Origin of the sequence: Streptomyces meridianus, assembly GCF_023703325.1 — a bacterium.
GTDB classification, from domain to species: domain Bacteria; phylum Actinomycetota; class Actinomycetes; order Streptomycetales; family Streptomycetaceae; genus Streptomyces; species Streptomyces meridianus.
In genome coordinates, this window is sequence record NZ_JAMQGM010000002.1 from 17,719 (window position 1) to 44,014 (window position 26,296).

The 26,296-nt window shown below is 71.1% G+C and carries 28 protein-coding genes; 18 read left to right on the plus strand and 10 right to left on the minus strand.

What is annotated here, in order from left to right:
- Positions 1 to 218: 218 nt before the first annotated feature.
- The 7 genes from M1E25_RS01720 (at position 219) to M1E25_RS01750 (ending at position 9,369) form a co-directional block, all read left to right on the plus strand.
- Positions 219 to 926: a spermidine synthase family protein gene (locus M1E25_RS01720; RefSeq protein ID WP_251408334.1), complete on the plus strand. Its 708-nt coding sequence runs from the start codon at positions 219 to 221 to the stop codon at positions 924 to 926.
- A 113-nt stretch (positions 927 to 1,039) separates the two neighbouring features.
- Positions 1,040 to 1,789, plus strand: coding sequence for a response regulator transcription factor (locus M1E25_RS01725; RefSeq protein ID WP_251408337.1), 750 nt, complete (start codon positions 1,040 to 1,042; stop codon positions 1,787 to 1,789).
- 83 nt (positions 1,790 to 1,872) lie between these two features.
- The gene (locus M1E25_RS01730) at positions 1,873 to 2,919 is read left to right on the plus strand and encodes a HAMP domain-containing sensor histidine kinase (RefSeq protein WP_251409021.1); all 1,047 of its coding nucleotides are present in this window, start codon (positions 1,873 to 1,875) and stop codon (positions 2,917 to 2,919) included.
- Positions 2,920 to 3,219: 300 nt separating this feature from the next.
- Complete coding sequence (locus M1E25_RS01735) at positions 3,220 to 6,996, plus strand: multifunctional oxoglutarate decarboxylase/oxoglutarate dehydrogenase thiamine pyrophosphate-binding subunit/dihydrolipoyllysine-residue succinyltransferase subunit (protein ID WP_251408340.1); 3,777 nt, start codon at positions 3,220 to 3,222, stop codon at positions 6,994 to 6,996.
- A 188-nt stretch (positions 6,997 to 7,184) separates the two neighbouring features.
- Entirely contained in the window at positions 7,185 to 7,364 is a 180-nt protein-coding gene (locus M1E25_RS01740) for a DUF6104 family protein (RefSeq protein WP_251409023.1), read from the plus strand.
- Positions 7,365 to 7,487: 123 nt separating this feature from the next.
- The gene (locus M1E25_RS01745) at positions 7,488 to 8,354 is read left to right on the plus strand and encodes a DUF4097 family beta strand repeat-containing protein (RefSeq protein WP_251408343.1); all 867 of its coding nucleotides are present in this window, start codon (positions 7,488 to 7,490) and stop codon (positions 8,352 to 8,354) included.
- A gap of 1 nt (position 8,355) precedes the next feature.
- A complete protein-coding gene (locus M1E25_RS01750; protein WP_251408346.1) occupies positions 8,356 to 9,369 on the plus strand; it encodes a PadR family transcriptional regulator in 1,014 nt (337 codons plus the stop codon).
- Between the two features lie 64 nt (positions 9,370 to 9,433).
- Here the strand turns inward: M1E25_RS01750 and M1E25_RS01755 are convergent, their stop codons facing one another.
- Both M1E25_RS01755 and M1E25_RS01760 read right to left on the minus strand, forming a co-directional pair.
- Positions 9,434 to 10,396: a zinc-binding dehydrogenase gene (locus tag M1E25_RS01755; RefSeq protein WP_251408349.1), complete on the minus strand. Its 963-nt coding sequence runs from the start codon at positions 10,394 to 10,396 to the stop codon at positions 9,434 to 9,436.
- Positions 10,397 to 10,588: 192 nt separating this feature from the next.
- Positions 10,589 to 11,779 carry an NAD(P)-dependent malic enzyme gene (locus tag M1E25_RS01760; protein ID WP_251408351.1) on the minus strand — a complete coding sequence of 397 codons (1,191 nt, stop codon included), beginning with the start codon at positions 11,777 to 11,779 and terminating at the stop codon, positions 10,589 to 10,591.
- 512 nt (positions 11,780 to 12,291) lie between these two features.
- Between M1E25_RS01760 and M1E25_RS01765 the strand changes: the two genes are divergently transcribed.
- From M1E25_RS01765 to M1E25_RS01775, 3 genes are read left to right on the plus strand one after another with little or no spacing between them, the layout of a single operon-like run.
- Positions 12,292 to 13,245, plus strand: a complete 954-nt coding sequence (locus tag M1E25_RS01765) for an ABC transporter substrate-binding protein (protein ID WP_251408354.1) — start codon at positions 12,292 to 12,294, stop codon at positions 13,243 to 13,245.
- A gap of 49 nt (positions 13,246 to 13,294) precedes the next feature.
- A complete protein-coding gene (locus M1E25_RS01770) occupies positions 13,295 to 14,236 on the plus strand; it encodes an amino acid ABC transporter permease (protein ID WP_251408357.1) in 942 nt (313 codons plus the stop codon).
- Entirely contained in the window at positions 14,233 to 14,994 is a 762-nt protein-coding gene (locus M1E25_RS01775) for an amino acid ABC transporter ATP-binding protein (protein WP_285830239.1), read from the plus strand. Before M1E25_RS01770 ends, M1E25_RS01775 begins: the two co-directional genes overlap by 4 nt.
- Positions 14,995 to 15,101: 107 nt before the next feature.
- On the opposite strand, the gene M1E25_RS01780 is transcribed toward M1E25_RS01775, so the two are convergent.
- Positions 15,102 to 15,863 (minus strand): class I SAM-dependent methyltransferase, encoded by a 762-nt coding sequence (locus M1E25_RS01780; protein ID WP_251408360.1) that lies wholly within the window; start codon positions 15,861 to 15,863, stop codon positions 15,102 to 15,104.
- Between the two features lie 78 nt (positions 15,864 to 15,941).
- On the opposite strand from M1E25_RS01780, the gene M1E25_RS01785 reads away from it, so the two are divergent.
- Complete coding sequence (locus M1E25_RS01785; RefSeq protein WP_251408363.1) at positions 15,942 to 16,589, plus strand: CGNR zinc finger domain-containing protein; 648 nt, start codon at positions 15,942 to 15,944, stop codon at positions 16,587 to 16,589.
- Here M1E25_RS01785 and sodX read toward each other — a convergent pair.
- Entirely contained in the window at positions 16,475 to 16,960 is a 486-nt protein-coding gene (gene sodX, locus M1E25_RS01790) for a nickel-type superoxide dismutase maturation protease (RefSeq protein ID WP_251408366.1), read from the minus strand. The two genes, M1E25_RS01785 and sodX, sit on opposite strands and share 115 nt — an antisense overlap.
- Positions 16,961 to 17,104: 144 nt before the next feature.
- Here sodX and sodN point away from each other — a divergent pair, with 144 nt between their 5' ends.
- On the plus strand, positions 17,105 to 17,500 hold the full coding sequence (gene sodN, locus M1E25_RS01795) for a superoxide dismutase, Ni (RefSeq protein ID WP_251408369.1): 396 nt from the start codon (positions 17,105 to 17,107) through the stop codon (positions 17,498 to 17,500).
- A gap of 134 nt (positions 17,501 to 17,634) precedes the next feature.
- Here sodN and M1E25_RS01800 read toward each other — a convergent pair whose 3' ends face one another.
- From M1E25_RS01800 to M1E25_RS01815, 4 genes are all read right to left on the minus strand, one after another.
- Complete coding sequence (locus M1E25_RS01800) at positions 17,635 to 17,850, minus strand: hypothetical protein (protein ID WP_308290375.1); 216 nt, start codon at positions 17,848 to 17,850, stop codon at positions 17,635 to 17,637.
- A gap of 235 nt (positions 17,851 to 18,085) precedes the next feature.
- Positions 18,086 to 19,327 carry an RNA polymerase sigma factor gene (locus M1E25_RS01805; protein WP_251408372.1) on the minus strand — a complete coding sequence of 414 codons (1,242 nt, stop codon included), beginning with the start codon at positions 19,325 to 19,327 and terminating at the stop codon, positions 18,086 to 18,088.
- Positions 19,328 to 19,335: 8 nt separating this feature from the next.
- A complete protein-coding gene (locus tag M1E25_RS01810) occupies positions 19,336 to 19,758 on the minus strand; it encodes a YciI family protein (protein WP_251408375.1) in 423 nt (140 codons plus the stop codon).
- A gap of 206 nt (positions 19,759 to 19,964) precedes the next feature.
- On the minus strand, positions 19,965 to 20,171 hold the full coding sequence (locus M1E25_RS01815; protein WP_251408378.1) for a hypothetical protein: 207 nt from the start codon (positions 20,169 to 20,171) through the stop codon (positions 19,965 to 19,967).
- A 290-nt stretch (positions 20,172 to 20,461) separates the two neighbouring features.
- On the opposite strand from M1E25_RS01815, the gene M1E25_RS01820 reads away from it, so the two are divergent.
- Entirely contained in the window at positions 20,462 to 20,857 is a 396-nt protein-coding gene (locus tag M1E25_RS01820; protein WP_251408381.1) for a VOC family protein, read from the plus strand.
- 30 nt (positions 20,858 to 20,887) lie between these two features.
- Here M1E25_RS01820 and M1E25_RS01825 read toward each other — a convergent pair whose 3' ends face one another.
- Complete coding sequence (locus M1E25_RS01825) at positions 20,888 to 21,598, minus strand: helix-turn-helix domain-containing protein (protein WP_251408384.1); 711 nt, start codon at positions 21,596 to 21,598, stop codon at positions 20,888 to 20,890.
- 186 nt (positions 21,599 to 21,784) lie between these two features.
- Here M1E25_RS01825 and M1E25_RS01830 point away from each other — a divergent pair, with 186 nt between their 5' ends.
- The 4 genes from M1E25_RS01830 to M1E25_RS01845 all read left to right on the plus strand — a co-directional run bounded on the left by M1E25_RS01830 (position 21,785) and on the right by M1E25_RS01845 (position 24,697).
- On the plus strand, positions 21,785 to 22,030 hold the full coding sequence (locus M1E25_RS01830; RefSeq protein WP_251408387.1) for a hypothetical protein: 246 nt from the start codon (positions 21,785 to 21,787) through the stop codon (positions 22,028 to 22,030).
- 42 nt (positions 22,031 to 22,072) lie between these two features.
- Entirely contained in the window at positions 22,073 to 23,008 is a 936-nt protein-coding gene (locus M1E25_RS01835; RefSeq protein ID WP_251408390.1) for a 1-aminocyclopropane-1-carboxylate deaminase/D-cysteine desulfhydrase, read from the plus strand.
- Between the two features lie 349 nt (positions 23,009 to 23,357).
- A complete protein-coding gene (locus M1E25_RS01840; protein ID WP_251408393.1) occupies positions 23,358 to 23,771 on the plus strand; it encodes an ATP-binding protein in 414 nt (137 codons plus the stop codon).
- Between the two features lie 47 nt (positions 23,772 to 23,818).
- Positions 23,819 to 24,697 (plus strand): RNA polymerase sigma factor SigF, encoded by an 879-nt coding sequence (locus tag M1E25_RS01845; protein ID WP_372500507.1) that lies wholly within the window; start codon positions 23,819 to 23,821, stop codon positions 24,695 to 24,697.
- 10 nt (positions 24,698 to 24,707) lie between these two features.
- Here the strand turns inward: M1E25_RS01845 and M1E25_RS01850 are convergent, their stop codons facing one another.
- Positions 24,708 to 25,145 carry a hypothetical protein gene (locus M1E25_RS01850; protein WP_251408399.1) on the minus strand — a complete coding sequence of 146 codons (438 nt, stop codon included), beginning with the start codon at positions 25,143 to 25,145 and terminating at the stop codon, positions 24,708 to 24,710.
- Between the two features lie 114 nt (positions 25,146 to 25,259).
- Here M1E25_RS01850 and M1E25_RS01855 point away from each other — a divergent pair, with 114 nt between their 5' ends.
- Positions 25,260 to 26,228 carry a diacylglycerol/lipid kinase family protein gene (locus M1E25_RS01855; RefSeq protein ID WP_251408402.1) on the plus strand — a complete coding sequence of 323 codons (969 nt, stop codon included), beginning with the start codon at positions 25,260 to 25,262 and terminating at the stop codon, positions 26,226 to 26,228.
- Positions 26,229 to 26,296: the final 68 nt, after the last annotated feature.

Consider the following 26,296-nt stretch of genomic DNA (forward strand, 5'->3'; position numbering starts at 1 on the left):
GTCGGGGCGGCGTACCGCTGACGGGGCGGTCAGGCCCGGCCGGAGGGGGGCCGGGCCTGACCGCTGCCCTCGCCGGGCCGGTGCCGTCGCACGGCGGCACCGGCCCGATCGGCCTGCGCCGTCCACGAGGGAGGTCCTAATCTGGGCGGCGCACGACCGCACGCCCGGTACGAGCAGCACCCCCGCCCGTACCCGCAGCCAACGGAGGAAGCCGCACCATGCCTCTGCCCGCCGAGCCCCAGGCACCGGTCACCGTCGACCGCAGGGACGGCCCCTACGGCGAGGTGGCACTGCGCCGGCGCGGTGAGCACTTCGAGATCATCGCCAACGGCTGCTTCCTGATGGACACCTGCGACGGCCGCTCCGAGCGGCTGCTGGTCGACGCAGCCCTGGACGCCCTGCCCGACGGCCGCCCGGAGCCCGCCGTCCTGATCGGCGGCCTCGGTGTGGGGTTCTCGCTCGTCCGCGCCGCCGGTGAACCCCGCTGGGGCCGGATCACCGTGGTGGAGCGGGAGCCGGCGGTCATCGACTGGCACCGGAACGGGCCGCTCTCGGCGATGTCCGCGGCTGCACTCGCCGATCCGCGCTGCGAAATCGTGGAGGCCGACCTCGTCACCCATATCGGGTCGGCCGACCGCCGTTACGACGCCCTGTGCCTCGACATCGACAACGGGCCCGAGTGGACGGTCACCGAGGGCAACGACAACCTGTACCGCCCGGCCGGCCTGGCGGCCTGCCGCGCCCGGCTCACCCCCGGCGGCGTGCTCGCGGTGTGGTCGGCGCAGCCCTCGGCCGCGTTCGGGACCGCGCTGCTCGAGACGGGCTTCACCGACGTCCGCACCCGCGAAGTACCGGTGGAGCGAGGGGTCCCGGATGTCGTGCACCTCGCCATACGTCCCGTGGAACCGCCCGGGCGGCAAGCGTAAGAGCCGCTTCCGGCGTCACTCGCACCACTCCCTGCGTAGCCGACACACGGACCGTGCCCGTACTCTCTAGCCTGCAAGCTCGACAGGCATGGGGAAAGCACAGGGGCGGGTCGATGGAGCAGACACACAACGGCGTGGCCGGCACGACCACCGCCACGCCGGGCGCTCAACGCCGGGTTCTCGTCGTCGAGGACGACGCCACGATCGTCGACGCCATCGCGGTCCGGCTGAGAGCGGAGGGCTTCCAGGTGCAGACCGCCTGCGACGGCCCCGCCGCCGTGGACACCGCGCAGGCCTGGCAACCGGACCTGCTCGTCCTCGACATCATGCTGCCGGGCTTCGACGGCCTGGAGGTGTGCCGCCGGGTGCAGGCCCAACGGCCGGTGCCGGTCCTGATGCTGACGGCCCGCGACGACGAGACCGACATGCTGGTCGGCCTCGGAGTCGGCGCCGACGACTACATGACCAAGCCGTTCTCGATGCGGGAACTGGCGGCGCGGGTGCATGTCCTGCTGCGCCGGGTGGAGCGGGCCACGCAGGCCGCGCACACCCCCCGCACCGGCATCCTGCGCCTGGGCGAGCTGGAGATCGACCATGCTCAGCGGCGGGTCCGGGTGCGCGGTGAGGACGTCCATCTGACGCCGACGGAGTTCGACCTGCTGGTCTGCCTGGCGAACACGCCGCGGGCCGTGCTGTCCCGCGAGCAGCTGCTGGCGGAGGTGTGGGACTGGGCGGACGCCTCCGGTACCCGGACCGTCGACAGCCACATCAAGGCGTTGCGCCGCAAGATCGGGGCCGAGCGGATCCGTACCGTGCACGGCGTGGGCTATGCCCTGGAGACTCCGGCGACCCCGGCCCAGTGAACGCCCCCCAGGTGAGACGCGGCCGCTCGGGACGCGGGCGGCTCGCTCGGCCCGTCGTCCTGTGGCGCCGGCTCTGGGAGGCCATGCGGCCGCTCGATCCGTTCCGCTCGGTGAAGGCGGCCCTCGGGGCGCTGGTGATCGTGTCGGTGGCGATCACCACACTGCTCGTCTTCATGGCGATCCGGACGGCCACCGAGCTGCGGGTCGTCACGATCTTCTCGATCATCGCCGCAATGCTGATCACCCAGTTCGTGGCGCACGGGCTGACCTCGCCGCTCGACGAGATGCAGAACGTCGCGCGGGCGATGGCGCACGGTGACTACACCCGGCGGGTGCGCGAGGGCCGGCGGGACGAACTGGGCGATCTGGCGGCCACGTTCAACCACATGGCGTCCGATCTGGAGGCCGTCGACCGGCACCGCAAGGAGCTGGTGGCGAACGTCTCGCACGAGCTGCGGACCCCGATCGCCGGGCTGCGGGCAGTCCTGGAGAACGTCGTCGACGGGTTCTCGGAGGCCGATCCGGAGACGATGCGGACCGCCCTGCGGCAGACGGAGCGTCTGGGCCGGCTGGTCGAGACGCTGCTGGACCTGTCCCGGATCGACAACGGTGTGGTGCCGCTGAAGGTACGGCGGTTCGAGGTCTGGCCGTATCTGTCGGGCGTGCTCAAGGAAACCAACATGGCGGCGGCTGCCCGCTCCCATCTGACGGGGCGGACCGGTCACACCCGTACCGACGTGCATCTGCACCTCGACGTCTCGCCGCCGGAGCTCACGGCCCGCGCGGACGTGGAGCGGCTGCACCAGGTGGTGGCCAACCTCGTGGACAACGCGGTCAAGCACAGCCCGCCGCACGGCCGCGTCACGCTCCGGGCCCGCAGCGGCGAGGTGCCGGGCAGCCTGCAGCTCGAGGTGCTGGACGAGGGGCCGGGCATCCCGGAGTCGGAGCGCCAGCACATCTTCGAGCGGTTCAACCGGGGCAGCGAGTCCACGCCGCACGGCCCGGGCAGCGACGGCGGCACCGGGCTGGGGCTCGCCATCGCCCGGTGGGCGGTGGATCTGCACGGCGGCAGCATCGGGGTGGCCGAATCCGATCGCGGCTGCCGGATCCGTGTCACCCTTCCGGGGTAATACCAGGGCGTCTGGTTGACCTAGGGTCGCGCATACGGCTGCGCCGGACGGGTAGGCGCAGCCCGGAAACGCATGGAGAGAAGCGTCACGGTTGCGGCCACTGGGCCGCAAGCGCGGATCGATGCTGCCTTTCTCGGCCCGAACAGGTCGTGTTTCCCGCCAATTCTTGGGCCGAAACCCGCCCGCAGATGTGATGTGCGTGACGACTGGGCCGCCCGGCCTGCATCGACCCTCCTGATGGGCGTAGCCTTTATTTCCGCTGTCCACCACCTAAGGAAGCGGAAGAGGGCGGTTGCCGCCGTGTCGCCACAGTCCCCCAAGACCTCGAGCATCACGACCGACCAGGACGGGCAGGGCAAGAGCCCTGCCGCGGCCTTCGGTCCCAATGAGTGGCTCGTCGACGAGATCTACCAGCAGTACCTCCAGGACCCGAACTCGGTCGACCGAGCCTGGTGGGACTTCTTCGCCGACTACAAGCCGGGCTCGGACGCCGGGTCCGCAGCCGCTCCCTCGGCCGAGGCCCCCGCCGAGCAGCCGAAGCAGGCGGCCCCCGCCGCTCCGGCCCCGGCTCCGGCGCCCGAGCAGCCGGCGAAGTCGCAGGCCGCACCCGCCAGGACGGTGCCGGCCCCGGCCGCGAAGCCGAAGGCCGAGCCGGCTCCGAAGCCGGCCGCCAAGGCTGCGAAGGCCGCCGCGCCCGCCGAGGCCGCGGGCGGTCCCGAGATGGTGACGCTGCGCGGCCCGTCGGCCGCCGTCGCCAAGAACATGAACGCCTCGCTGGAGCTGCCGACGGCCACGTCCGTCCGCGCGGTGCCGGTGAAGCTGCTGTTCGACAACCGCATCGTCATCAACAACCACCTCAAGCGCGCTCGCGGTGGCAAGGTCTCCTTCACGCACCTCATCGGCTACGCGATGGTGCAGGCGCTGAAGGCGATGCCGTCGATGAACCACTCCTTCCAGGAGAGGGACGGCAAGCCGACCCTGGTGAAGCCGGAGCACGTCAACCTCGGTCTCGCGATCGACCTGGTGAAGCCGAACGGTGACCGCCAGCTCGTCGTCGCGGCGATCAAGAAGGCCGAGACGCTGAACTTCTTCGAGTTCTGGCAGGCCTACGAGGACATCGTCCGCCGCGCCCGCGCGAACAAGCTGACGATGGAGGACTTCACCGGCGTCACCGCCTCGCTCACCAACCCGGGCGGCATCGGCACCGTGCACTCCGTGCCGCGCCTGATGCCCGGCCAGGGCCTGATCGTCGGTGTCGGCGCGATGGACTACCCGGCGGAGTTCCAGGGCACCTCCCAGGACACCCTGAACCGGCTGGGCGTGTCCAAGGTCATGACGCTGACCAGCACGTACGACCACCGCGTGATCCAGGGCGCCGCCTCCGGCGAGTTCCTGCGGATCATGAACCAGCTGCTGCTGGGCGAGAACGAGTTCTACGACGACGTCTTCAAGTCGCTCCGGATCCCGTACGAGCCGGTCCGCTGGTTCCGCGACATCGACGCCGGTCACGACGACGACGTCAACAAGGCCGCCCGCGTCTTCGAGCTGATCCACTCCTACCGGGTCCGCGGCCACGTCATGGCCGACACCGACCCGCTGGAGTACAAGCAGCGCAAGCACCCCGACCTCGACATCACCGAGCACGGGCTCACCCTGTGGGACCTGGAGCGCGAGTTCGCGGTCGGCGGCTTCTCCGGCAAGTCCATGATGAAGCTGCGCGACATCCTCGGCGTGCTGCGCGACTCGTACTGCCGCACCACCGGCATCGAGTTCATGCACATCCAGGACCCGAAGCAGCGCAAGTGGATCCAGGACCGCGTCGAGCGCTCGCACTCCAAGCCGGAGCGCGAGGAGCAGCTGAGGATCCTGCGCCGTCTCAACGCCGCCGAGGCGTTCGAGACGTTCCTGCAGACGAAGTACGTCGGCCAGAAGCGGTTCTCCCTGGAGGGCGGCGAGTCCGTCATCCCGCTGCTCGACGCGGTGCTCGACTCGGCCGCCGAGTCGCGCCTGGACGAGGTGGTCATCGGCATGGCCCACCGGGGCCGGCTGAACGTGCTCGCCAACATCGTCGGGAAGTCCTACGCCCAGATCTTCCGCGAGTTCGAGGGCAACCTCGACCCGAAGTCGATGCACGGCTCCGGCGACGTGAAGTACCACCTGGGCGCCGAGGGCACCTTCACCGGCCTGGACGGCGAGGAGATCAAGGTCTCGCTGGCCGCGAACCCCTCGCACCTGGAAGCCGTCGACCCGATCGTCGAGGGCATCGCCCGGGCCAAGCAGGACATCATCGGCAAGGCCGGCACGGACTTCACCGTCCTCCCGGTCCAGCTGCACGGCGACGCGGCCTTCGCGGGCCAGGGCGTCGTCGCGGAGACGCTGAACATGTCGCAGCTGCGCGGCTACCGCACCGGCGGCACCGTGCACATCGTGATCAACAACCAGGTCGGCTTCACCGCCGCCCCGGAGTCGGCACGCTCCTCGATGTACGCCACCGACGTGGCGCGCATGATCGAGGCGCCGATCTTCCACGTGAACGGCGACGACCCCGAGGCCGTCGTCCGGGTCGCACGGCTGGCCTTCGAGTTCCGTCAGGCGTTCAACAAGGACGTCGTGATCGACCTCATCTGCTACCGCCGCCGCGGCCACAACGAGAGCGACAACCCGGGCTTCACCCAGCCCCTGATGTACGACCTGATCGACAAGAAGCGCTCGGTGCGCAAGCTCTACACCGAGTCGCTCATCGGTCGCGGCGACATCACCCTGGAAGAGGCCGAGCAGGCGCTTCAGGACTACCAGGGCCAGCTGGAGAAGGTGTTCACCGCCGTGCGCGAGGCCACCTCGCACCCGGCGCCGGCCGAGGTCCCGGAGCCCAAGCAGGAGTTCCCGGTCGCCCTGGAGACGCAGATCAGCCAGGAGGTCGTCAAGCGGATCGCAGAGTCGCAGGTCAACGTCCCCGACCGGGTCACCGTCCACCCGCGTCTGCTGCCGCAGCTGCAGCGCCGCGCGGCGATGGTCGAGGACGGCACGATCGACTGGGGCATGGGCGAGACCCTCGCCATCGGTTCGCTGCTGATGGAGGGCACGCCGGTCCGCCTGTCCGGCCAGGACTCGCGGCGCGGCACGTTCGGCCAGCGGCACGCGGTGCTCGTCGACCGGGAGACCGGCGACGACTACACCCCGCTGCTGTACCTGTCCGACGAGCAGGCCCGCTACAACGTCTACGACTCGCTGCTCAGCGAGTACGCGGCGATGGGCTTCGAGTACGGCTACTCGCTGGCGCGTCCGAACGCGCTGGTGATGTGGGAGGCCCAGTTCGGTGACTTCGTCAACGGCGCCCAGACCGTCGTCGACGAGTTCATCTCCTCCGCCGAGCAGAAGTGGGGCCAGACGTCCGGTGTCACCCTGCTGCTGCCGCACGGCTACGAGGGTCAGGGCCCGGACCACTCGTCGGCCCGTATCGAGCGCTTCCTCCAGGTGTGCGCGCAGAACAACATGACGGTCGCCATGCCGACGCTGCCGTCGAACTACTTCCACCTGCTGCGCTGGCAGGTCCACAACCCGCACCACAAGCCGCTGGTCGTCTTCACCCCGAAGTCGATGCTCCGGCTCAAGGCCGCGGCGTCGAAGGCGGAGGAGTTCACCACCGGCGGTTTCCGCCCGGTGATCGGCGACGACACCGTGCGGCCCGAGGACGTCCGCAAGGTCGTCTTCTGCTCGGGCAAGGTCTACTACGACCTCGCCGCCGAGCGGGAGAAGCGCGGAGCGACGGACACGGCTCTCATCCGCATCGAGCGGCTGTACCCGCTGCCGGGTGCGGAGATCCAGGCGGAGCTGGCCAAGTTCACCAAGGCCCAGAAGTACGTGTGGGCGCAGGAGGAGCCGGCGAACCAGGGTGCCTGGCCGTTCATCGCGCTCAACCTGATCGACCACCTCGACCTGGTCCTGGGTGCGGCGCCGGACAACGCGGACCGGCTGCGCCGGGTCTCGCGTCCGTCGTCCTCGTCGCCGGCGGTCGGTTCGGCCAAGCGTCACCAGGTGGAGCAGCAGACGCTGGTCGCCGAGGTCTTCGACCTCTGACCGCGACTGTGTGACGCATGCCCCCGAGGGCCCGGTTCCGCTTCGCGCGGGGCCGGGCCCTCGGGCGTCCGGCCTGCGGCCCGCGGGCCCCTGAAGGGCTCCTATCCTTGCCGGACGAGGAGCCCTGCCGGTCCTTCGCGCCGGCCTCCGCTGTTGATGTCCCTTTGATTTCCCTCATGGAGCACGTCGTGTACTTCACCGACCGCGGTATCGAAGAACTGGAGAACAGGCGCGGCGAGGAGGACGTCTCCCTCGGCTGGGTCGCCGAGCGCCTGCGGGAGTTCGTCGACCTCAACCCCGATTTCGAGGTTCCGGTGGAGCGGCTGGCCACCTGGCTGGCGCGGCTCGACGACGAGGACGACGAGTAGGAGCCCCCGGAGCGCCGGCAGGCGCGGGCCCGGCCGCCCTCTTGACTTCCCCCATCCGCGATATATCGTGTCTAGGAGAGACGCGATATGTTGCGTCATCGGGCTACCCAGGGGAGGCCGGGAATGTCGGTCGGGAACACGTGGTCGATCACCGATTCGGCCAAGCTGGTGCTGGACGAACCCGTCACGTCGCTGAGCGTTCGCATCTTCGGCGGCGCCGTGAACGTCGTGGGAACCGCGCCCGGGGTGCCGGCCCGGCTCGAGGTGTCGGCGGTGCACGGCCCGCCCGTCGAGGTCGACCTCCGAGACGGCACGCTGACCGTCGCGTACGAGGACCTGCCCTGGAAGGGCGTCCTCGACTGGCTCGGCGGACGGAGCCGGAACCGCAGCGCCGCCGTGACCGTCGCCGTACCGGCCTCGACCCGGGTACAGGTGGGCGTGGTCGGGGCGAGCGCGGTGGTCTCCGGTATCTCGGGCGGCACCACCCTGCGCGGGGTTTCCGGCGAGAGCACCCTGGTGGGCCTGTCCGGGGAGGTGCGCGCCGACACGGTGTCCGGTGCGGTGGAAGCCCAGGCGGTCACCGGCGACCTGCATTTCCACTCGGTCTCCGGGGACCTGACGGTCGTCGAAGGCTCCGGCCGGTCCGTGAACGCGGACTCGGTGAGCGGCACCATGGTGCTCGACCTCGCGCCGTTCGACGGCGGGGCGTCCGACATCCGGCTGTCCACGGTCTCCGGTGAGGTCGCCATCCGGCTGCCGCACCCCGCGGACACACGGGTGGAGGCGAACACGACCAGCGGCGTCCTCTCCAACGCCTTCGACGAGCTGCGGGTCAGCAGCACCTGGGGAGCCAAGCGGATCACGGGCCGGCTCGGTGACGGCCGCGGCACGGTGAAGGTCACCAGTGTCTCCGGCCCCATCGCCGTACTGCGCCGACCGCCCGCGAACGGCGAGACGTCCGACGCCGGCCACGACAAGAAAGTGCTCTGACATGCCCCCCGTCTTCGCCCACGGCCGGCTGCGCCTCTACCTCCTCAAACTGCTCGACGAAGCGCCGCGCCACGGCTACGAGGTGATCCGCCTGCTGGAGGAGCGCTTCCAGGGGCTGTACGCGCCCTCGGCCGGCACCGTCTACCCGCGCCTGGCGAAGCTGGAGGCGGAGGGCCTGGTCACGCACACCACGGAGGGCGGCCGCAAGGTCTACTCCCCGACCGACGCGGGGCGGGCGGAACTGGCCGAGCGTCAGGGCGAACTGGCCGATCTGGAACTCGAGATCCGCGAGTCCGTCTCCGAGCTCGCGGCCGAGATCCGCGAGGACGTCCGGGGCTCGGCGGGCGACCTGCGGCGGGAGATGCGCGCGGCGGCCCGGAACGCGCGCACCTCCGACCGGCCGCCCGGTTCCTGGGACGACGGGGAGAGCCGGCAGCGGGCCAAGGAGGACATGCAGCGGCTCAAGGAGGAGTGGAAGGAGCAGGCCCGGCGGGCGAAGGAGGAGAGCCGGCGGGCCCGGCAGGACGCGCAGGAGGCGCGCAGACAGGCCCGGGAGGCCCAGCAGTTCGCGCACGAGGAGGTGGAACGGATCGCCCGGCGCGTACAGGAGCGCACTCAGGAACACGTCCGCGCGGGTGACTGGCAGCAGGCGATGCGCGAGGGGTTCGCCGAGATCTCCCGCGAGATGAACCGCTTCTCGCGGCAGGGGCCGGACACCGCCGGTCCGCACTGCGGAACGTCCGGCACGCGGCCTGCGGGCCCGGACCTCCGCAAGGACACCGGGGCCTCTCACAGTGCCGGACCACCCGCGCCGGCCTGGGCCGACGAGCCCCTGCCGCCGGACGCCGATCCGGCGCGTGAACTCGAGCGGCTGCTCGATCGGTTCCGCGACGACGTCCGGGACGCCGCCCGGGACCACGGGGTGACGCCGGACCAGCTCGCGCAGGCGCGGAGCCGGCTGGCGGCTGCCGCGACGCAGATCGGGCGGGCACTGCGCGGCTTGCCGGAGCGCTGACCGTCCTACGGGCCGGCGGCCCCGCGCTTCCGGGCACGGGGCGGCCGGCCGGTGCGGGACGCCCTCAGACGGTGAGTACGACCTTGCCGAAAAGTTCGCCGCCGGCCATCTTCTCGAAGCCCTCACGGGCCCGGTCGAGCGGCAGGACCGAGTCGATGACGGGCCGTACACCGGTGGTGGCGCAGAAGCTCAGCAGGTCCTCCAGCTCGCCCTTGTCGCCCATCGTCGATCCGACGACCTTCAGCTCCAGGAAGAAGATCCGGTTGAGTTCGGCGCTCTTCGGGTTCGGACCGCTGGTGGCACCCGAGATGACGAGCGTGCCGCCCGGCTTGAGGGACTTGACCGAGTGCGACCAGGTGGCGGCGCCCACCGTCTCGATGACGGCGTCGACGCGCCGCGGCAGCCGGGCGCCCGGCTCGAGGGCCTCCAGCGCGCCCAGTTCGACGGCCCGCTTCCGCTTCGCCTCGTCCCGGCTGGTGGCGTACACGCGGAGCCCGGCGGCCCGCCCGAGGACGATCGCGGCCGTGGCCACCCCGCCGCCCGCACCCTGGACGAGCACGCTGTCGCCCGGGCGAACCCCGGCGTTGGTGAACAGCATCCGGTACGCGGTCAGCCACGCGGTCGGCAGGCAGGCGGCCTCCTCGAACGTCAGCTCCTTCGGCTTGGGCAGCACGTTCCACGACGGGACGGTCACCTGCTCGGCGAAGGTGCCCTGGTAACGCTCGGTCAGGATGGAACGCGGCTCGTCCGGCCCGACCCCGTGACCGCTCTGGCCGATGACGGAGTGCAGGACGACCTCGTTGCCGTCCTGGTCGATCCCGGCGGCGTCGCATCCGAGGATCATCGGCAGGGACTTCTCGCCGAGGCCGACGCCGCGCAGCGACCAGAGGTCGTGGTGGTTGAGGGAGGCCGCCTTGACGTCGACGGTCGTCCAACCGGGGCGTGCTTCGGGGGCGGGGCGGTCGCCCAACTCGAGCCCTTCGAGAGGCCGGTCGGGGTCGATGCGAGCGGCGTAGGCGGCGAACATACAGCTCCAATCTCCGTTGCACCGACCCTAGAACGCGAGCGGGCCGCACGTAACCGCACACCGGTGTGAGCCGTGCCGCGTCGTGGACGCTCCCCCGTACGGGTCCGTCCCGCGAAGGCACTGGGAGAACGACGACGGGCCGCGTACCACCGGTGGGTGGTACGCGGCCCGGATCGTCCGATCCACGTCCGCTCAGCGGCGGGCGACGCCCTCGGCCCGCGCCGCGGCGGCGACGGCCGCGGTGACGGCGGGGGCGACCCGCTCGTCGAACGGCGACGGGATCACACAGTCGGCGCCGAGCTCGTCGGCCACGACCGCGGCGAGTGCCTCGGCGGCTGCCAGCTTCATGCCCTCGGTGATCCGGGAGGCGCGCACCTGGAGGGCACCCGCGAAGATGCCCGGGAACGCGAGCACGTTGTTGATCTGGTTCGGGTAGTCGCTGCGGCCGGTGGCGACCACGGCCGCGTACTTGTGCGCGACCTCGGGGACGATCTCCGGGTCGGGGTTGGCCATGGCGAAGATCAGCGCGTCCTCGGCCATGGTGGCGACCGCGGACTCCGGGACGGTGCCGCCGGACACGCCGATGAAGACGTCGGCCCCCTCGATCGCGGTCTCCAGCGAGCCGGTCAGGCCGGCCTTGTTGGTGAATCCCGCGAGGTTGCGCTTGACGTCGGTCAGGTCCTCGCGCTCCGCCGAGACGATGCCCTTGCGGTCGCAGACGGCGACGTCGCCGATGCCCGCCTCGACGAGGATCTTGGCGATGGCCACCCCGGCCGCGCCGGCCCCGGAGATCACGGCCCGCAGCTGGCCCAGGGTGCGGCCGGTGAGCTGGGAGGCGTTCCGCAGCGCCGCGAGCGTGACGACGGCTGTGCCGTGCTGGTCGTCGTGGAAGACGGGGATGTCGAGCCGCTCCTGGAGCCGGCTCTCGATCTCGAAGCAGCGCGGCGCGGAGATGTCCTCGAGGTTGACGCCGCCGAAGGACGGCGCCATGCGGGCCACGGTCTCGACGATCTCGTCGACGTCCCGGCAGTCGAGGGCGATCGGCACCGCGTCGACGCCGCCGAACTGCTTGAAGAGGATGGCCTTGCCCTCCATCACCGGGAGGGAGGCCTCCGGGCCGATGTCGCCGAGACCGAGCACCGCGCTGCCGTCCGTGACCACGGCCACGACCTGGGACTTCCAGGTGTAGTCGTGGACGAGTTCCGGCTGGTCGGCGATGGCGCTGCAGACCTTGGCGACACCCGGTGTGTAGGCGAGGGACAGGTCGTCCCTGTCGTTGACGGGCACGGTGGCCCGCACGGCCATCTTGCCGCCCCGGTGGAGTGCGAACGCCGGATCGAAGATCTCCTCGTCCGCGCTGCTGTTGACCGTCTCCGCTGCCACTGTGTGACCCCTTAAGTCTTCATCAATTGAGGGTGTCCACTCCTGGATGAGGGGTGGGCGGGCACCGCGCCCGCGGGCCCGGACGACGAATGGCCGACGCACGGGCGGGAACAGCGGACGCCGGGCGCGCCGCACGCGCGCCCTGAGCCCCGGATGAGGGGTGTATGGATCCGTTCTACCGGAAGAAGGCTTCGGCGGACGAGTGAGATCCGTTGCTCCAGCGCCACATCATCGCGGCGCAATGTCGCATTCATCACAAACGCCACTGGAAGTTTCGGGAGGAAACATCGATCGGGTGATGATGGTCTCGCCGCAGGCCCTCACGCCGCGGTCCGGTCGTGAGGCGTACCGGCCCGGCGCTGCACGGGGATCGCCCGTTATCCGATTTTGACATGCCCGGCTCCTGACGTCTGCCGTCCGGATGGCAGGATGCCCCTCATCACACAATGTTTCTGCACTCGAATACGTGTCGAAAACCGGCATACTGCCTGATCCGCAGGAGGAACCCCGCCATGACCGCAACTCCCACCCGTCGCTCGGCCGCTGTCCGGCCCCGCTTGGCAGCCGTCGGCGCGATCGCGGTCGCGAGTGCCCTGGTCCTGACCGGCTGCGGTGACCAGACCGCGGGCGCGAAGCAGGAGGGCGGGAAGGACAAGGGGTCCTCCGCCCCGCTGTTCGACAAGCTGCCCAAGGAGATCCAGGACAAGGGCACGATCCAGGTGGGCTCGGACATCGCCTACGCCCCGGTCGAGTTCAAGAAGGACGGCAGGACCGTCGGCATCGACCCCGACCTGGCCGATGCCCTGGGCAAGCAACTGGGCGTCAAGTTCAAGTTCAACAACGGCACGTTCGACACCCTCCTGACCGGTCTGCGCTCGAAGCGGTACGACCTGGCGATGTCGGCGATGACCGACAACAAGGAGCGCCAGGAGGGCGTCGACCCCGAGACCGGCAAGAAGGTCGGCGAGGGCGTCGACTTCGTGGACTACTTCACCGCCGGTGTCTCCCTCTACGCCAAGAAGGGCAACCCCGAAGGAATCAAGTCCTGGGACGACCTCTGCGGCAAGAAGATGGTCGTCCAGCGCGGCACCGTCTCGCACGACCTGGCCAAGGACCAGGCCAAGAAGTGCGGCAAGAAGAAGCTGGACATCGAGGCCTTCGACAACGACGCCGAGGCCCAGACCCGCCTGCGCGCGGGCGGCGCCGTGGCGGGCTCCAGCGACTTCCCGGTCGCGGCCCACGCGGTGAAGACCGCGGGCGGCGGCAAGGCCTTCGAGATCGTGGGCGACCAGGTCGAGGCGGCCCCGTACGGGATCGCGGTCCCCAAGGGCAACCCCGAGCTGCGGGACGCCGTCAAGGCCGCCCTCGACGCGATCATCAAGAACGGCGAGTACGACAAGATCATGTCGAAGTGGGGCGTCAAGGACGGCGCCGTCACCGAGGCTAAGATCAACGGCGGTTCCTGACCGTACGGCAGCACGGACCGTCCGCAAGGAACGCTGAAAGGCTTTACCCGTGAGTGTGAACACCGACAAGGCGGGGCGCACCGACGCCCCGCCCCCGGGGACTGCCCCGGAGACCATCAAGGCCGTCCCGGTCCGTCACTACGGGCGCTGGATATCCGCGGTGGTCGTGCTCGGACTGCTGGGCCTGATCGGAAAGGCGTTCTCGGAAGCCGACATCCGGTACGAGGCCGTGCCGGACTTCCTGACCGACAGCAGCGTGATCGACGGACTGTTCATGACCGTCTGGATCTCGGTGCTGGCGATGGCCGTGGGCCTGGTCCTCGGCATCGTGCTGGCCGTGATGCGGCTGTCGAAGAATCCCGTCACCTCCTCGGTGGCCTGGGGGTACATCTGGTTCTTCCGCGGCACGCCGGTGTACGTCCAGCTGCTGCTCTGGTTCAACCTGGCGCTGGTCTTCCCGATCATCAATCTCGGCTTCTACAAGGACGAGATGAGCGACTTCATGACCCCGTTCATGGCCGCTCTCCTCGGCCTGGGGCTCAACGAGGCCGCGTACATGTCGGAGATCGTCCGGGCGGGCATCCAGTCGGTCGACGAGGGGCAGACGGAGGCGTCGCACGCGCTCGGCATGAGCCACGGCAAGACGCTGCGCCGGGTCGTGCTGCCGCAGGCGATGCGGGTGATCGTGCCGCCGACGGGCAACGAGTTCCTCAACATGCTCAAGACCTCGTCGCTGGCCGCTGGAGCCTGTCAGTACACCGAGCTGCTGCGCTCGACCTCCAACATCGGCAACACGACCGGCGCGGTCGTCGAGATGCTGGCTCTGGCCGTGGTCTGGTACCTGGTCCTGACCAGCATCTTCAGCGTCGGCCAGTACTACCTGGAGCGGCACTACGCCAAGGGCTCGCAGCGCAGCCTGCCGCAGACCCCGCTCCAGCGCATCACCGTCAACCTCAAGTCCCTCGGCCGGCCCTCGGGAGGTGCCGCATGACCGCCATGGTGAAGGCCGAGGGCGTGCACAAGTCCTTCGGCGCCGCGCACGTCCTCAAGGGCATCGACCTCGAGGTGGCCCCGCGTGAGGTGTTCTGCCTCGTCGGCCCGTCCGGCTCCGGCAAGTCGACGTTCCTGCGGTGCATCAACCACCTGGAGCAGATCAACGCCGGCCGGCTCTATGTCGACGGCAATCTGGTCGGATACCGACAGAAGGGCGACAAGCTCTTCGAGCTCAAGGACCGCGAGGTCGCCGCGCAGCGCCGTGACATCGGCATGGTGTTCCAGCGCTTCAACCTGTTCCCGCACATGACGGCGATCGAGAACGTCATGGAGGCGCCGGTCCAGGTCAAGGGCGAGACGAAGGCGGTGGCCCGCGAGCGGGCGCAGCGGCTGCTGGACCGGGTCGGCCTGGCCGACAAGGCGGGCAACTACCCCTCCCAGCTGTCCGGCGGTCAGCAGCAACGGGTGGCCATCGCCCGGGCGCTGGCCATGGAGCCCAAGCTGATGCTGTTCGACGAGCCGACGTCGGCGCTCGACCCGGAGCTGGTCGGTGACGTCCTCGACGTCATGCGCGGCCTCGCCGAGGACGGCATGACGATGATCGTCGTCACCCACGAGATGGGCTTCGCCCGTGAGGTCGGTGACTCCCTGGTCTTCATGGACGACGGTGTCGTGGTCGAGTCCGGCCACCCGCGGGACGTGCTGACCAACCCGCAGCAGGACCGGACGAAGGCGTTCCTGTCCAAGGTGCTGTAGGCGCATGCCGTGAGCGCTGGGCGTTCATGCCGAGGCGGTACACCGGAGTCGTCCGGTGCACCGCCTCGGTGCTTCCCGGTGGCCGGGGCGGAGGGCGCCCGCCGCGTCTACCGCAGCGCGAGGACCATGGCGTCGGGAACGGACCGCCACACCGCGCGCGCCTCGGCGAACCCCGCCGCCCGCAGCGCGTCGGCGTGCCACTCGGCGGAGTGGAGTTCCCCGTCGGCGTGGTCGCCGTGGATCGCGAAGCGTTCGGCCGTCGGCGCGGCCAACACCGGATCCGCCCCGGCAGCCTTCCACCAGGAAGCCCAGTCCTGGACGCCCTCCGCCCGCTCGCGTTCGTGCCGGGCCTCTCTGTGGGCACGTTCGGCCGCGTTGATGCGGGGCGTGGACGGGTCCGGCATCACGTCCGCGTTGATGAAGATCCCTCCGTCGCGGACGACCCCGGCGATCCGCCCGTACAGCTCGCGCAGCGGGTCGGTCCGCAGCCAGTGCAGGGCGGTCGCGGTGAGCACGGCGTCGTAGCGGCGGTGCGGCAGGGCGGCCGTCCAGTCCGGATCGCGCAGGTCGGCGGTGACGAATTCGGCCCGGGGCTCGTGCGCGAAGGTACCGCGGGCGATGGTGAGCAGCGCGGGATCGAGGTCGACGCCGGTGCTCACCGCTGCCGGGAAGCGGCGGAGCAACCGATGGGTGATGCTGCCGGTCCCACAGGCAAGGTCGAGCACCGTCGGCTCGGGTCCGGCGAACGCCTCGACCAGGTCGAGCATGACCCGGAACCGCTCCTCGCGGTCCGGGAGGTAGAGCTCCTGCTGACGGTCCCAGCTCGTCTGCCAGTCGGTCCAGTCGGTCCGTGCCACGGTCTCCGTCATGCGGTCCCCCACTCGCGTAATACCCTCGAAGGCAGATCGGTTATTACCGACACTAGAACGCTTCCGTAAGGATCACAAGTGGAATTGGCCTATTACTCGGACTATGCGGTGCGGCTCGTCAACAGCGAGCGACCCGGACAGGGCATCGACGAGCTGACCTCGGTGGCGGCCGTACGCGCCCTGTTCGGCGCGGCCTCCCAGGCCGCCCGGCGGGCCACCGAGGCGGACGTGACCCGGCTGCGCGCCGTCCGGGCCCGGCTGCGCGCGGTCTTCGAGGCCGCGGACGAGGGGGACGAGACCCGGGCGGTGGACCTGCTGAACGCGCTGATGATGGAGTTCCCGGTCAGCCCGCAGATCTCCGGACACGAAACCCGGGACGCCGACGGCCGTCCGGACTGGCACATGCACATCGCCGAACACCCGGCCAACGCCACGGCCGGTTACGCGGCGACGGCATCCATGGGGCTGGCCTTCCACCTGACCACGACGGGCGCCAACCGTCTCGGCATCTGCCAGGCAGCGCCCTGCCGCAACGCCTACCTGGACACCTCGACGAACCGGTCCCGGCGCTACTGCTCGGACCGCTGCGCGACCCGGGCGAACGTCGCCGCCTACCGGGCCCGCCGGCGCCGCAGCAGCGAACGCGGGGAGAACGAGGGCACCGGCCGGACCGCGGAGAGCGCCCAGGTCAGCAACGCGGCCGGGCGCCGGTCACCCGGTGCCTGAGGCGGACGCAGCCGCAGCCACGCCCGGGCCAGCACGAACCCGTCCGGGACGACACCGAACTCCCGGCTGTCGTTCTCGACGAACCGGTTGTCGCCGAGCACCCACCAGCCGCCCTCGCGACGCTCCACCGCCCGCTTGACGATCAGCAGATCCTGCTGCATCGGATGCCGCAGCACCACCACGTCACCGGGGCGCGGCGAAGTCCCGTACTGGACGACGAGCCGGTCCCCGGGCAGGAGCGCCGGCGCCATGGACGGGCCCACCACCTCGGCGATACCGAACGGCAGGGCGGACCGGCCCGGCTCCGCGCCGTGCTCCGTCACCCGCTGTGCGTCGGTCTCGTCCTGCTGCCACCGGCCACCCTCCGGCATCCGGCACCTCCCGCTCCTTGGTCCCGGCGCCGACGAACGACGGCACCGGACTTTTGTCCTGGTCCCCCTGGGGCACGTGAGAAAAGACGGCACCCAGGGAGTAATCTCCCACCTGAAAAGACGATCACGAGGAAGGACGGCTCTATGCTCTCCCGCCTGTTCGCCCCGACGGTGAAGGTCAGCGCCCACTGCGACCTGCCGTGCGGCGTGTACGACCCTGCCCAGGCCCGCATCGAGGCGGAGTCCGTCAAGGCAGTACAAGAGAAGTACCAGGCCAACGAGGACCCGCACTTCCGGACCCGCGCCACCGTCATCAAGGAGGAGCGCGCGGAGCTGGCCAAGCACCACATCTCGGTGCTGTGGAGCGACTACTTCAAGCCGCCGCACTTCGAGAAGTACCCGCAGCTGCACCAGCTGGTCAACGATGCCCTGAAGGCCGCCAGCGCCGCCAAGGGCTCGACCGACCCGGCCACGGGCCAGAAGCTGCTGGACCTCATCGCCGAGATCGACAAGATCTTCTGGGAGACCAAGAAGGCCTGATCCTCGGTCATGCCTCCCGGTCTGCGATCTGCTTGACCGTTCGGCCTTCCCGAGCACAACCGGTCCGCAGGGCGCCGAGCACGGCGTCCCTGCGGACCGGGTGCGGCCTTCCTCGCCCGGCAAACAAATGTGCGTCAAGCGGCGTGCGGGGTGAAAGTGACGTGCGAGTCACCCTCGTCGACGGCGACGTTCAGCGAGCCGAGGTGACGCGAGTACGGCTCACCGAGCGTCGTCAGCTCGTCCAGCAGACCGTCCGCCTTGTCCTCCACCCGCCGGTACAACCGGAACGGCAGCAGCTCCAGCCAGTCCCGCACCTCGGGTTCGAGTTCGATCTCCCACTGCTCCGCCATGCGATCAACGGCATATGCCTTCACTTACATGAGGCAAACCTGCCTTCCGCGGATCGCCATGACCTGCTCTCTCCGCTCGCACCGACAGACCAAGAAGCCTGGCCCCCTCCCGGTTCCCCGACCCAAGTTCATGCACCGTGGGTCCGGCCGCACCCGGCCGTCGTACCGCTCCGCCCCGTCGGGCAACGGCGGCGGCCCGGGCGCGACCCTTCTGCATGCCGTGACGGCGCAGTGATCAGGGCAGCCGGGCGGCGCGGCCCAGCAGGTAGCGGCGCTCCGGGATGCTCATCGTCCGCCCGGCGGCCCGGCGGTAGGCGTCACGCGCCCCCTCGCGGTCGCCCGCCAGGTCGAGCAGGTGCCCCCGCACGGCGTCCAGCCGGTGGCTGCGCGCCAGCCGCTCGTCCGCCCCCAGACCGTCGAGCAACTCCAGTCCCGCGCGCGGCCCGTGGACCATGGCCACCGCCACCGCCCGGTTCAGGGTGACGACCGGGCTCGGCGCGATCCGTTCGAGCACCCCGTACAGCGCGAGGATCTGCGGCCAGTCGGTCGCCGCCGCGTCCGACGCCTCGTCGTGGAGCGCGGCAATGGCTGCCTGCACCTGGTACGGGCCGAGGGGGCCACGGGCCAGCGCGCCGGTCACCAGCGCGACCCCCTCCGCCACGGCATCGCCGTCCCACCGGCTCCGGTCCTGCTCGGTGAGCGGGACGAGCGCTCCGCCGGGTCCGCTGCGCGCCGCGCGCCGCGCGTCGGTGAGCAGCATCAGTGCCAGCAACCCCGTCACTTCGCCCTCGTCGGGCATCAGCCGGTGAGCCTCACGGGTGAGCCGAATCGCTTCGGCTGCCAGGTCGCGGCGCTGGAGTTCACCACCGGACGACGCGGTGTAGCCCTCGTTGAAGATCAGGTACAGCACCCGCAGCACCGTGGAGAGGCGTTCCGCGCGCTCGGCTGCGCCGGGCGGCGCGAACCGGGCGCCCGCCGCCTTGATCCGCTGCTTCGCCCGGCTGATGCGCTGGGCCGTCGTCGCCTCGGGCACCAGATGGGCCCGGGCGATCTCCGCCGTGGTCAGACCGCCCACGGCGCGCAGGGTGAGCGCGGTCTGAGCGGACGGGGTGAGCGCCGGATGGCAGCAGAGGAACAGCAGGGTGAGGGTGTCGTCCGCGGAGGGCGCACGACTCTGGCCGGGTGCGGGAGCGGTGAATTCGCCGGGCGGGGTCAGCGCCGCCGACCTCTCCTCCCGGCGCCGCCGCGCCTCCTCGCTGCGCAGCAGGTCGGTCAGCCGGCGGGAGGCGACCCTGATCAGCCAGCCGCGGGGGTTGTCCGGCAGCCCTTCCTCGGGCCACTGGGCAGCCGCGGCCATCAGCGCCTCCTGAGTGGCGTCCTCCGCGGTGTCGAAGTGTCCGTAGCGGCGGACGAGCGCGCCGAGGACCTGCGGCGCCAGCCGGCGCAACAGGTCCCCGATGTCGGCTGCCGGGGTCACACGCCCGGTCAGACCGGCTCGTCGCAGGGCGCCGAGGCCGGGACGGGGCGCACCACGACCGGGTAGGCGGGCGCGCCCTCGGGCCCGGGGCAGGCGAGGACGCGGCCCGCGATCTCGGTCACCCGCTCGATGCTCTCGCAGTCGAGCAGCCAGTAGCCGGCCAGAACTTCCTTGGTCTCGCCGTAGGGCCCGTCGGTCACCACCGGGGCCCCGTCGGGGCCGGTGGTGATCAGCCGGGCCTGCGCGGGTTCGGACAGCCCCTGCCCGTCGACCCACTCGCCGCTCTCGGCGAGATCGTTGTTGAGCGACTCCATGTGGGCGAACATCGCCTTGACGTCCGCCTCGCTCCAGGCGGGCCGGCCGTCGGTCGGCGTGCCGCTCATGGCGTCGTAGTCGGCCTGCTTCGCGTAGATCATCATCATGTACTTCACGTCGGACTCCCTCGGGTTCCGGCGCCCTCGTCGGCGCCTTTCGCAGGGGACGTCGGAGCCGCAGGCAGGCTCTCGACATGTCCTCCGGAAGTTCGCCGAATCCTTTCCTCGCCTCGCCGCCGGACTCCTCGGGAAGAGGTACCCGGCCCGGGGCTCCCCCACCCACCGGTCCCGCCGGTCACCTCCCGGCGGGAGGCTCCCGGGGATCAGCGCAGGTGGACACGGTCGGGGTCGACGCCCTCGCGCAGCAGCCGCAGCTCGATGCCCGCCGGCGGTGCCACCGTCGCGAGCTCGTCGCGATCCGAACCGTCCCCGGCCGCCGGCCGACCGGAAGGCCGGAACGGCCGGCCACCGCGTCCCGTCACACCCGGCGTGCCCGTCCCGACCGCACCGCACCGCACCGCACCGGGCATGTCACCCTTGCCGTACCGGCCGGGCTCGCTTCTCCCGGCCGGGCAGGGCGTGTTGGAGGCACGAGGGGCTCCGGCTGGGCACGGAGAGACCCGCGGACCATGCCACTGCCGTACGCCTGCACATCGCTGTCGACCGGGCGGCCCGGCACGAGCGCATGACCTTCCTCGCCGAAGTCCACTGCATGCCGGATCTCAGCCGCCCCACCGGCCCGGCACTGCCGCCGTACGGCGCACGCCGGGTGTCCGATTCGTTCAAGACCGGCCGCCCGGCACGGACCTAGCCTGCGGGCATGACTCCTCGATTCGACCTCATCGGCCTCGTCGTCTCGGACATGGCCGCATCGCTGTCCTTCTACCGCAAGCTCGGGCTCGACATCCCCGCCGCCGCCGACACCGAGCCGCACGTCGAGGCGACGCTGCCCGGCGATCTCCGGCTGGCCTGGGACACCGTCGACACCATCCGCTCGTTCGACCCCGAGTGGACCCCTCCCCGGGGCGGCTCCCGGGTGGGGCTGGCGTTCGTCTGCGACGGTCCGGCCGACGTGGACGAGCTCTACGCCGAGCTGGTGGCGGCCGGCCACCCCGGCCACAAGGCACCGTGGGACGCCTTCTGGGGCCAGCGGTACGCCGTCGTGCTCGACCCGGACGGCAACGGCGTGGACCTCTTCGCGCCGCTGCCCGGCTGACCCCCGCGGCGTCCGGGCGCCGCGTCCGGCTCACCGCGGCTCGACGGTCCGCGTGCCCCGGCCTGCCACGAGTTGCCCCAGCGGCAGGCCCGCGAGCGCCCGTACCTCGCGGGAGAGATGGGCCTGGTCGGCGTAGCCGGCGAGCAGCGCCACCTCCGCGTAGGGGACCCCGCGCCGGGCCAGCCGCAGGGCACCGTCGAACCGGAGCACCCGGGCCAGGGTCTTGGGCCCGTACCCGAACGCAGCCAGGCACCGGCGGTGCAGCTGCCGCTCCCCGATGCCGGCCGCCGCGGCGGCGGCCGACACCGACTGCCCCCGGCCCAGGTAGTGGACGACGGCCTCGCACAGCGGGTCGGACGGCGGCCGCTCCGGGCACAACCGCCGCGCCGCTTCCTCCAGCGCAAGGCCCCGGTCGGCGGCGCCGTCGATCCGTTCGGTGAACCGCCGCACCTGCGCGCCGCTGCGGACGGCCGCCAACGGGACGCGCCGGTCGCGCAGCTCGTGCGCCGGGACTCCGAGCAGTCCCGGCCCGCTGCCGGGTGCGAAGCGCAGCCCGACGTACTCCGCGCCCGGCCGGCCGGGCCCGAGATGGGCGTGCGTATCGGGCCCGGCGACGATCAACTCGCCGTCGCACCAGATGAGATCGATGCAGCCGTCGGGGAGGACGCGCGCCGGTCCGCGTCTGCCCGTCGCCCGCCACAGCACCGCGGAGGCCAGCCGCGATTCGCGTTCCTCGTACACACCCCCAGGGTGACACCGGCCCCGGCGTGCGGGGTTTCCACACCGAAAGGCAGGCCGCCTCCCGGAGAACTAAGCTGCACAGAGAGGGCAAACAGCACATACCGACTTCGGGAGCGTGCGCTCTCCCCGCCCCGGAGTTCCGCGGGCGGCATGCGTGACCGCCCGCCACCGCCGAAGGAGGCAGCCATGGCCAAGCTCCTGGACCGCGCCAAGGAAGGAACGCAGCGGGGGCTGACTCGGAGCAAGCAGAAACTGGACGACGTACAGGCGCAGCGCGCCGGACAGGAGCTGCTCAGGAAACTGGGCACGGCATACTACAAGGAGCAGCGCGGCGGCGGATCGTCCCAGGACACCCAGGACGCCCTGAATGCGGTGACGGCGCACATCACCGATCATGGGGACGCCTTCCTGGAGCACTCCCGCAACCACTGACGCGCCGGCTCCGCCGCACTCCGCGACGGGGACAATGCCCGGGTGCATCCCATCGAGTCAGAGCCCGGCCGCGCCCCCGGACCGGAGACCTTGCGGCCCCTGCTGCCGTCCCCGCTGCACGCCCTGACGGACGACCGTTTCGCCCGGCGGGGCGTGCGGCTGCTGCTGAAGCGGGACGACCTCGTCCACCCGGACCTGCCCGGGAACAAGTGGCGGAAGCTGGCCCCGAACGTCCGGGCGGCCGTCGACCGGGGCTGCACTACGCTCCTGACCTTCGGCGGCGCCTACTCCAACCATCTGCGGGCCACGGCGGCCGCGGGCCGGCTGCTCGGGCTGTCCACCATCGGCGTGGTCCGGGGCCACGAACTCGCGGACCGCCCGCTCAATCCGTCGTTGCGCCGGTGCACGGCCGACGGCATGCGCCTGGTGTTCACCGACCGGTCCTCCTACCGCCGCAAGGCGGAGCCCGAGGTGATCGAGGGGCTGCGCGAGCGTTTCGGTGACTTCTGCCTGGTGCCCGAGGGCGGCAGCAACGCACTCGCCGTCCGGGGCTGCGCCGATCTCGGCCGGGAACTGCGGGGCCGCGCGGACGTCGTCGCAGTGGCCTGCGGTACGGGAGGCACGCTCGCGGGCCTGGCCGCAGGGCTGGGACCGGAGGCGCAGGCCGTCGGCTTCCCCGTCCTGAAGGGCGGGTTCCTCGGCAGGGAGACCGAACGGCTCCAGACCGAGGCGTTCGGCCGGCGCACCGGGAACTGGCGGCTGGAGGACCGTTTCCACTGCGGCGGATACGCGCGCACGTCCCCGGAACTCGAAGCCTTCGCCGGGGACTTCACCGAGCGGCACGGGCTCGCGGTGGACCTGGTCTACGTCGCGAAGATGCTCCACGGTCTGACAACCCTCGTGACGGAGGGTGCGTTCACCCCGGGGACGACCGTCGCGGCGGTGGTGACGGGCCCGGTGGCGGGGGCCGGCGGCTGACGGCCCCGGGCGGCGGCCGTGCACCCGGACACGTCGGACGCAGACCCCGGCTCCTGGGCGCGGCGCACCCGGGCTGCCGGAACGGCTTCCCTGCCCGGAGGAGGCCGGGACTTGACCCCGTTCCGGACACGTTGGGCATCCATGGATCTACAATGGGTGACACGACCGGTCCGTCCCGCCTCCCCGTCCCTGCGGGGGCGGTGCTCCGTCCGGGCGACACCGACCCGCAGATCGCGATAGCGTCGCAGCCGTACAGCGTCGCGCCGGCCCACCCCCCGCCCCGGTGGATGGAGCGGCCGGACCGTCGCCCGCACCAGCTCAACGAGCTTGCCCCACTCAGGAGGTGAGGGTGTCCCAGATCACCGGCGAGCCCGGGACGCAGGACTTCGTGGAGGTCCGGCTGCCCGCTGAAGGCGCCTATCTGTCGGTACTGCGCACGGCGACCGCCGGCCTCGCGGCACGGCTCGACTTCACCCTGGACGAGATCGAGGACCTGCGCATCGCCGTCGACGAGGCGTGCGCGATCCTGCTCCAGCAGGCCGTGCCGGGCAGCGTCCTCAGCTGCGTCTTCCGCCTGGTCGGGGACGCCCTGCGGGTGACGGTGTCGGCCCCGACGACCGACGGCCGCGCCCCCGAGCGGGACACCTTCGCCTGGACGGTGCTCTCGGCACTCGCCGGGGAGGTCGAATCGACGGTTTCCGAGGACCGGACGGTCAGCATCAGCCTGCACAAGAAGCGCGGAACAGGTCCCGGGCAGCCGTGACGGGCGGGACGGGCAGGCCGGTGCAGGACGAGACCGGGAGCGCGCAGGTGGTGCCCGGTACCGCCATTCCCGAGCAGCAGCAGGCAGAGCGGGCGGACCACATGGACCAGCAGCAGCACGAGCGCCAGGACGAGGCCCAGCACCAGGAGCAGGAACGGGGCCGCGGGCACGAGCACGAACGTGACAGCGCCCGCGGGCTCTTCATCGAGCTGCGCAGTCTCCCCGACGGCTCTCCGGAGCGCGCGGAGCTGCGCAATCGCCTGGTCCGGATGCACCTGCCGCTCGTCGAGCACCTGGCCCGGCGGTTCCGCAACCGCGGCGAGCCGCTGGACGACCTGACACAGGTCGCCACCATCGGGCTGATCAAGTCCGTCGACCGCTTCGACCCCGACCGCGGTGTCGAGTTCTCCACGTACGCCACCCCGACGGTCGTCGGTGAGATCAAACGGCACTTCCGCGACAAGGGCTGGGCGGTCCGGGTCCCGCGGCGCCTCCAGGAACTGCGGCTCGCGCTCACCACCGCGACTGCGGAGCTCTCCCAGCGCAACGGCCGGTCGCCGACCGTGCACGAACTGGCGGAGCAGCTGGGGATCTCCGAGGAGGAGGTCCTGGAGGGTCTGGAATCGGCCAACGCGTACAGCACGCTGTCACTGGACGTTCCGGACACGGACGACGAGTCGCCGGCCGTTGCCGACACCCTCGGCGCGGAGGACTACGCCCTGGAGGGCGTGGAGTACCGGGAGTCCCTGAAGCCGCTGCTCGAGGAACTGCCGCCGCGGGAGAAGAAGATCCTTCTGCTGCGCTTCTTCGGCAACATGACGCAGTCGCAGATCGCCCAGGAGGTGGGCATCTCGCAGATGCACGTCTCCCGGCTGCTGGCACGGACCCTCGCGCAGCTGCGCGACCGGTTGCTCGTGGAGGAGTGAGGTCGCCGGGCTACCGGTCCGCTTCGCGGCCGATGCCCAGGGCGACGGTCGCGGTCGGGTTGACGAGCAGTGCGATCACGAGCACGGCCGCCAGGCCGAGCACGATCCCGCCCGCGGTCACGGCCGCGCTGTTGCCGATGAGGGTCCAGGCGACCGGCAGCGCCATCAGCTGCGTGATCAGGGCGGGGCCGCGCGCCCACCGGCGGCGCGCCACCAGCCCGCGGGCCGCGAACAGCGGCAGTGCCGAGAGCGCCAGCATCGTGATGCCTCCCGTCTCGGCCATCTGCGGATCCTCAGGATGCCCGAGCATTCCCATGACGAGGAAGGATGCCCCGAGAACGGCGACGACCAGGCCCTCCGCCGCGGTCACCGCGGCGGCGGCTGTCAGCCGTGCCGGGCGCCGGCTCTCGGTGTCGGGTGCGACTGCGGTGGTCTGCTCGCGGTTCATCCCAGCAGAGTAGCCCGGCGCCCGGCGCGAGCGTAGGGGCGTGTGCCACCCGTCCTCCCGGCCGGTGATGTCCAGGACTGCGCCGCATTTCAGCAGGTGGGTAGTGTTGCGCGCATGCGCGCACTCCTCGTGGTCAATCCGGCGGCAACGGCCACCAGCGCCCGCACCCGTGAGGTACTCACCCATGCGCTCGCGAGCGATCTCGATCTGGAGGTCGCCACGACCGAGTACCGGGGGCACGCCCACGACCTGGCCCGGCGGGCCGCCCTGAGCGGAAGCACGGAGCTCGTGGTGGCACTGGGCGGCGACGGAACCGTCAACGAGGTCGTCAACGGGCTGCTGCACGAGGGCCCCGCGCCGGAGGAACTCCCCCGGCTGGCCGTCGTGCCGGGCGGCTCGACGAACGTCTTCGCCCGGGCCCTGGGGCTGCCGAACGACGCCGTCGAGGCGACCGGCGCCCTTCTCGACGCTCTGCGTGACCGCACCGAGCGCACGATCGGCCTGGGTCTGGCCACGGGCACGCCGGGCACCGAGGACGAGGCCGTGGAGTCCCGCTGGTTCACGTTCTGCGCGGGCTACGGCTTCGACGCCGGCGTCGTGGGACGTGTCGAACAGCAGCGCGACCTCGGACGGCGTTCGACCCACGCGCTGTACGTCCGCCAGGCGTTGCGCCAGTTCTTCGGGGAACCGCGCCGCACCCACGGCACGATCGCCCTGCGCCGGCCCGGTCACGAGCCGGTCGAGAACCTGGTGCTGTCCATAATCTGCAACACCGCACCCTGGACCTACCTGGGCGATCGCCCGGTCTACGCCGCACCCGCCGCGTCCTTCGACACGGCGCTTGACGTGTTCGGCCTGAGCAGCCTCTCCACCCCGGCGCTCGTCCGTTGTGCGGGCCAATTGCTCACTTCGTCCCCCGAGCGGGGACCACGGGGGAAGCATGTCGTCAGCCTGCACGACATCCCGGACTTCACCTTGCAATCGCAGGCTCCGATGCCGTTTCAGGTGGACGGTGACCACCTGGGACTGCGAAGGAGCGTGACGTTCACAGGTGTTCGCCGTGCACTGCGTGTGATTGTGTGAGTGGAAGCACTCAAAGTCCTTGCAGTCGAACGTTTAGGCTGGCTTCCACCCCATGGAAGTACGGCTGT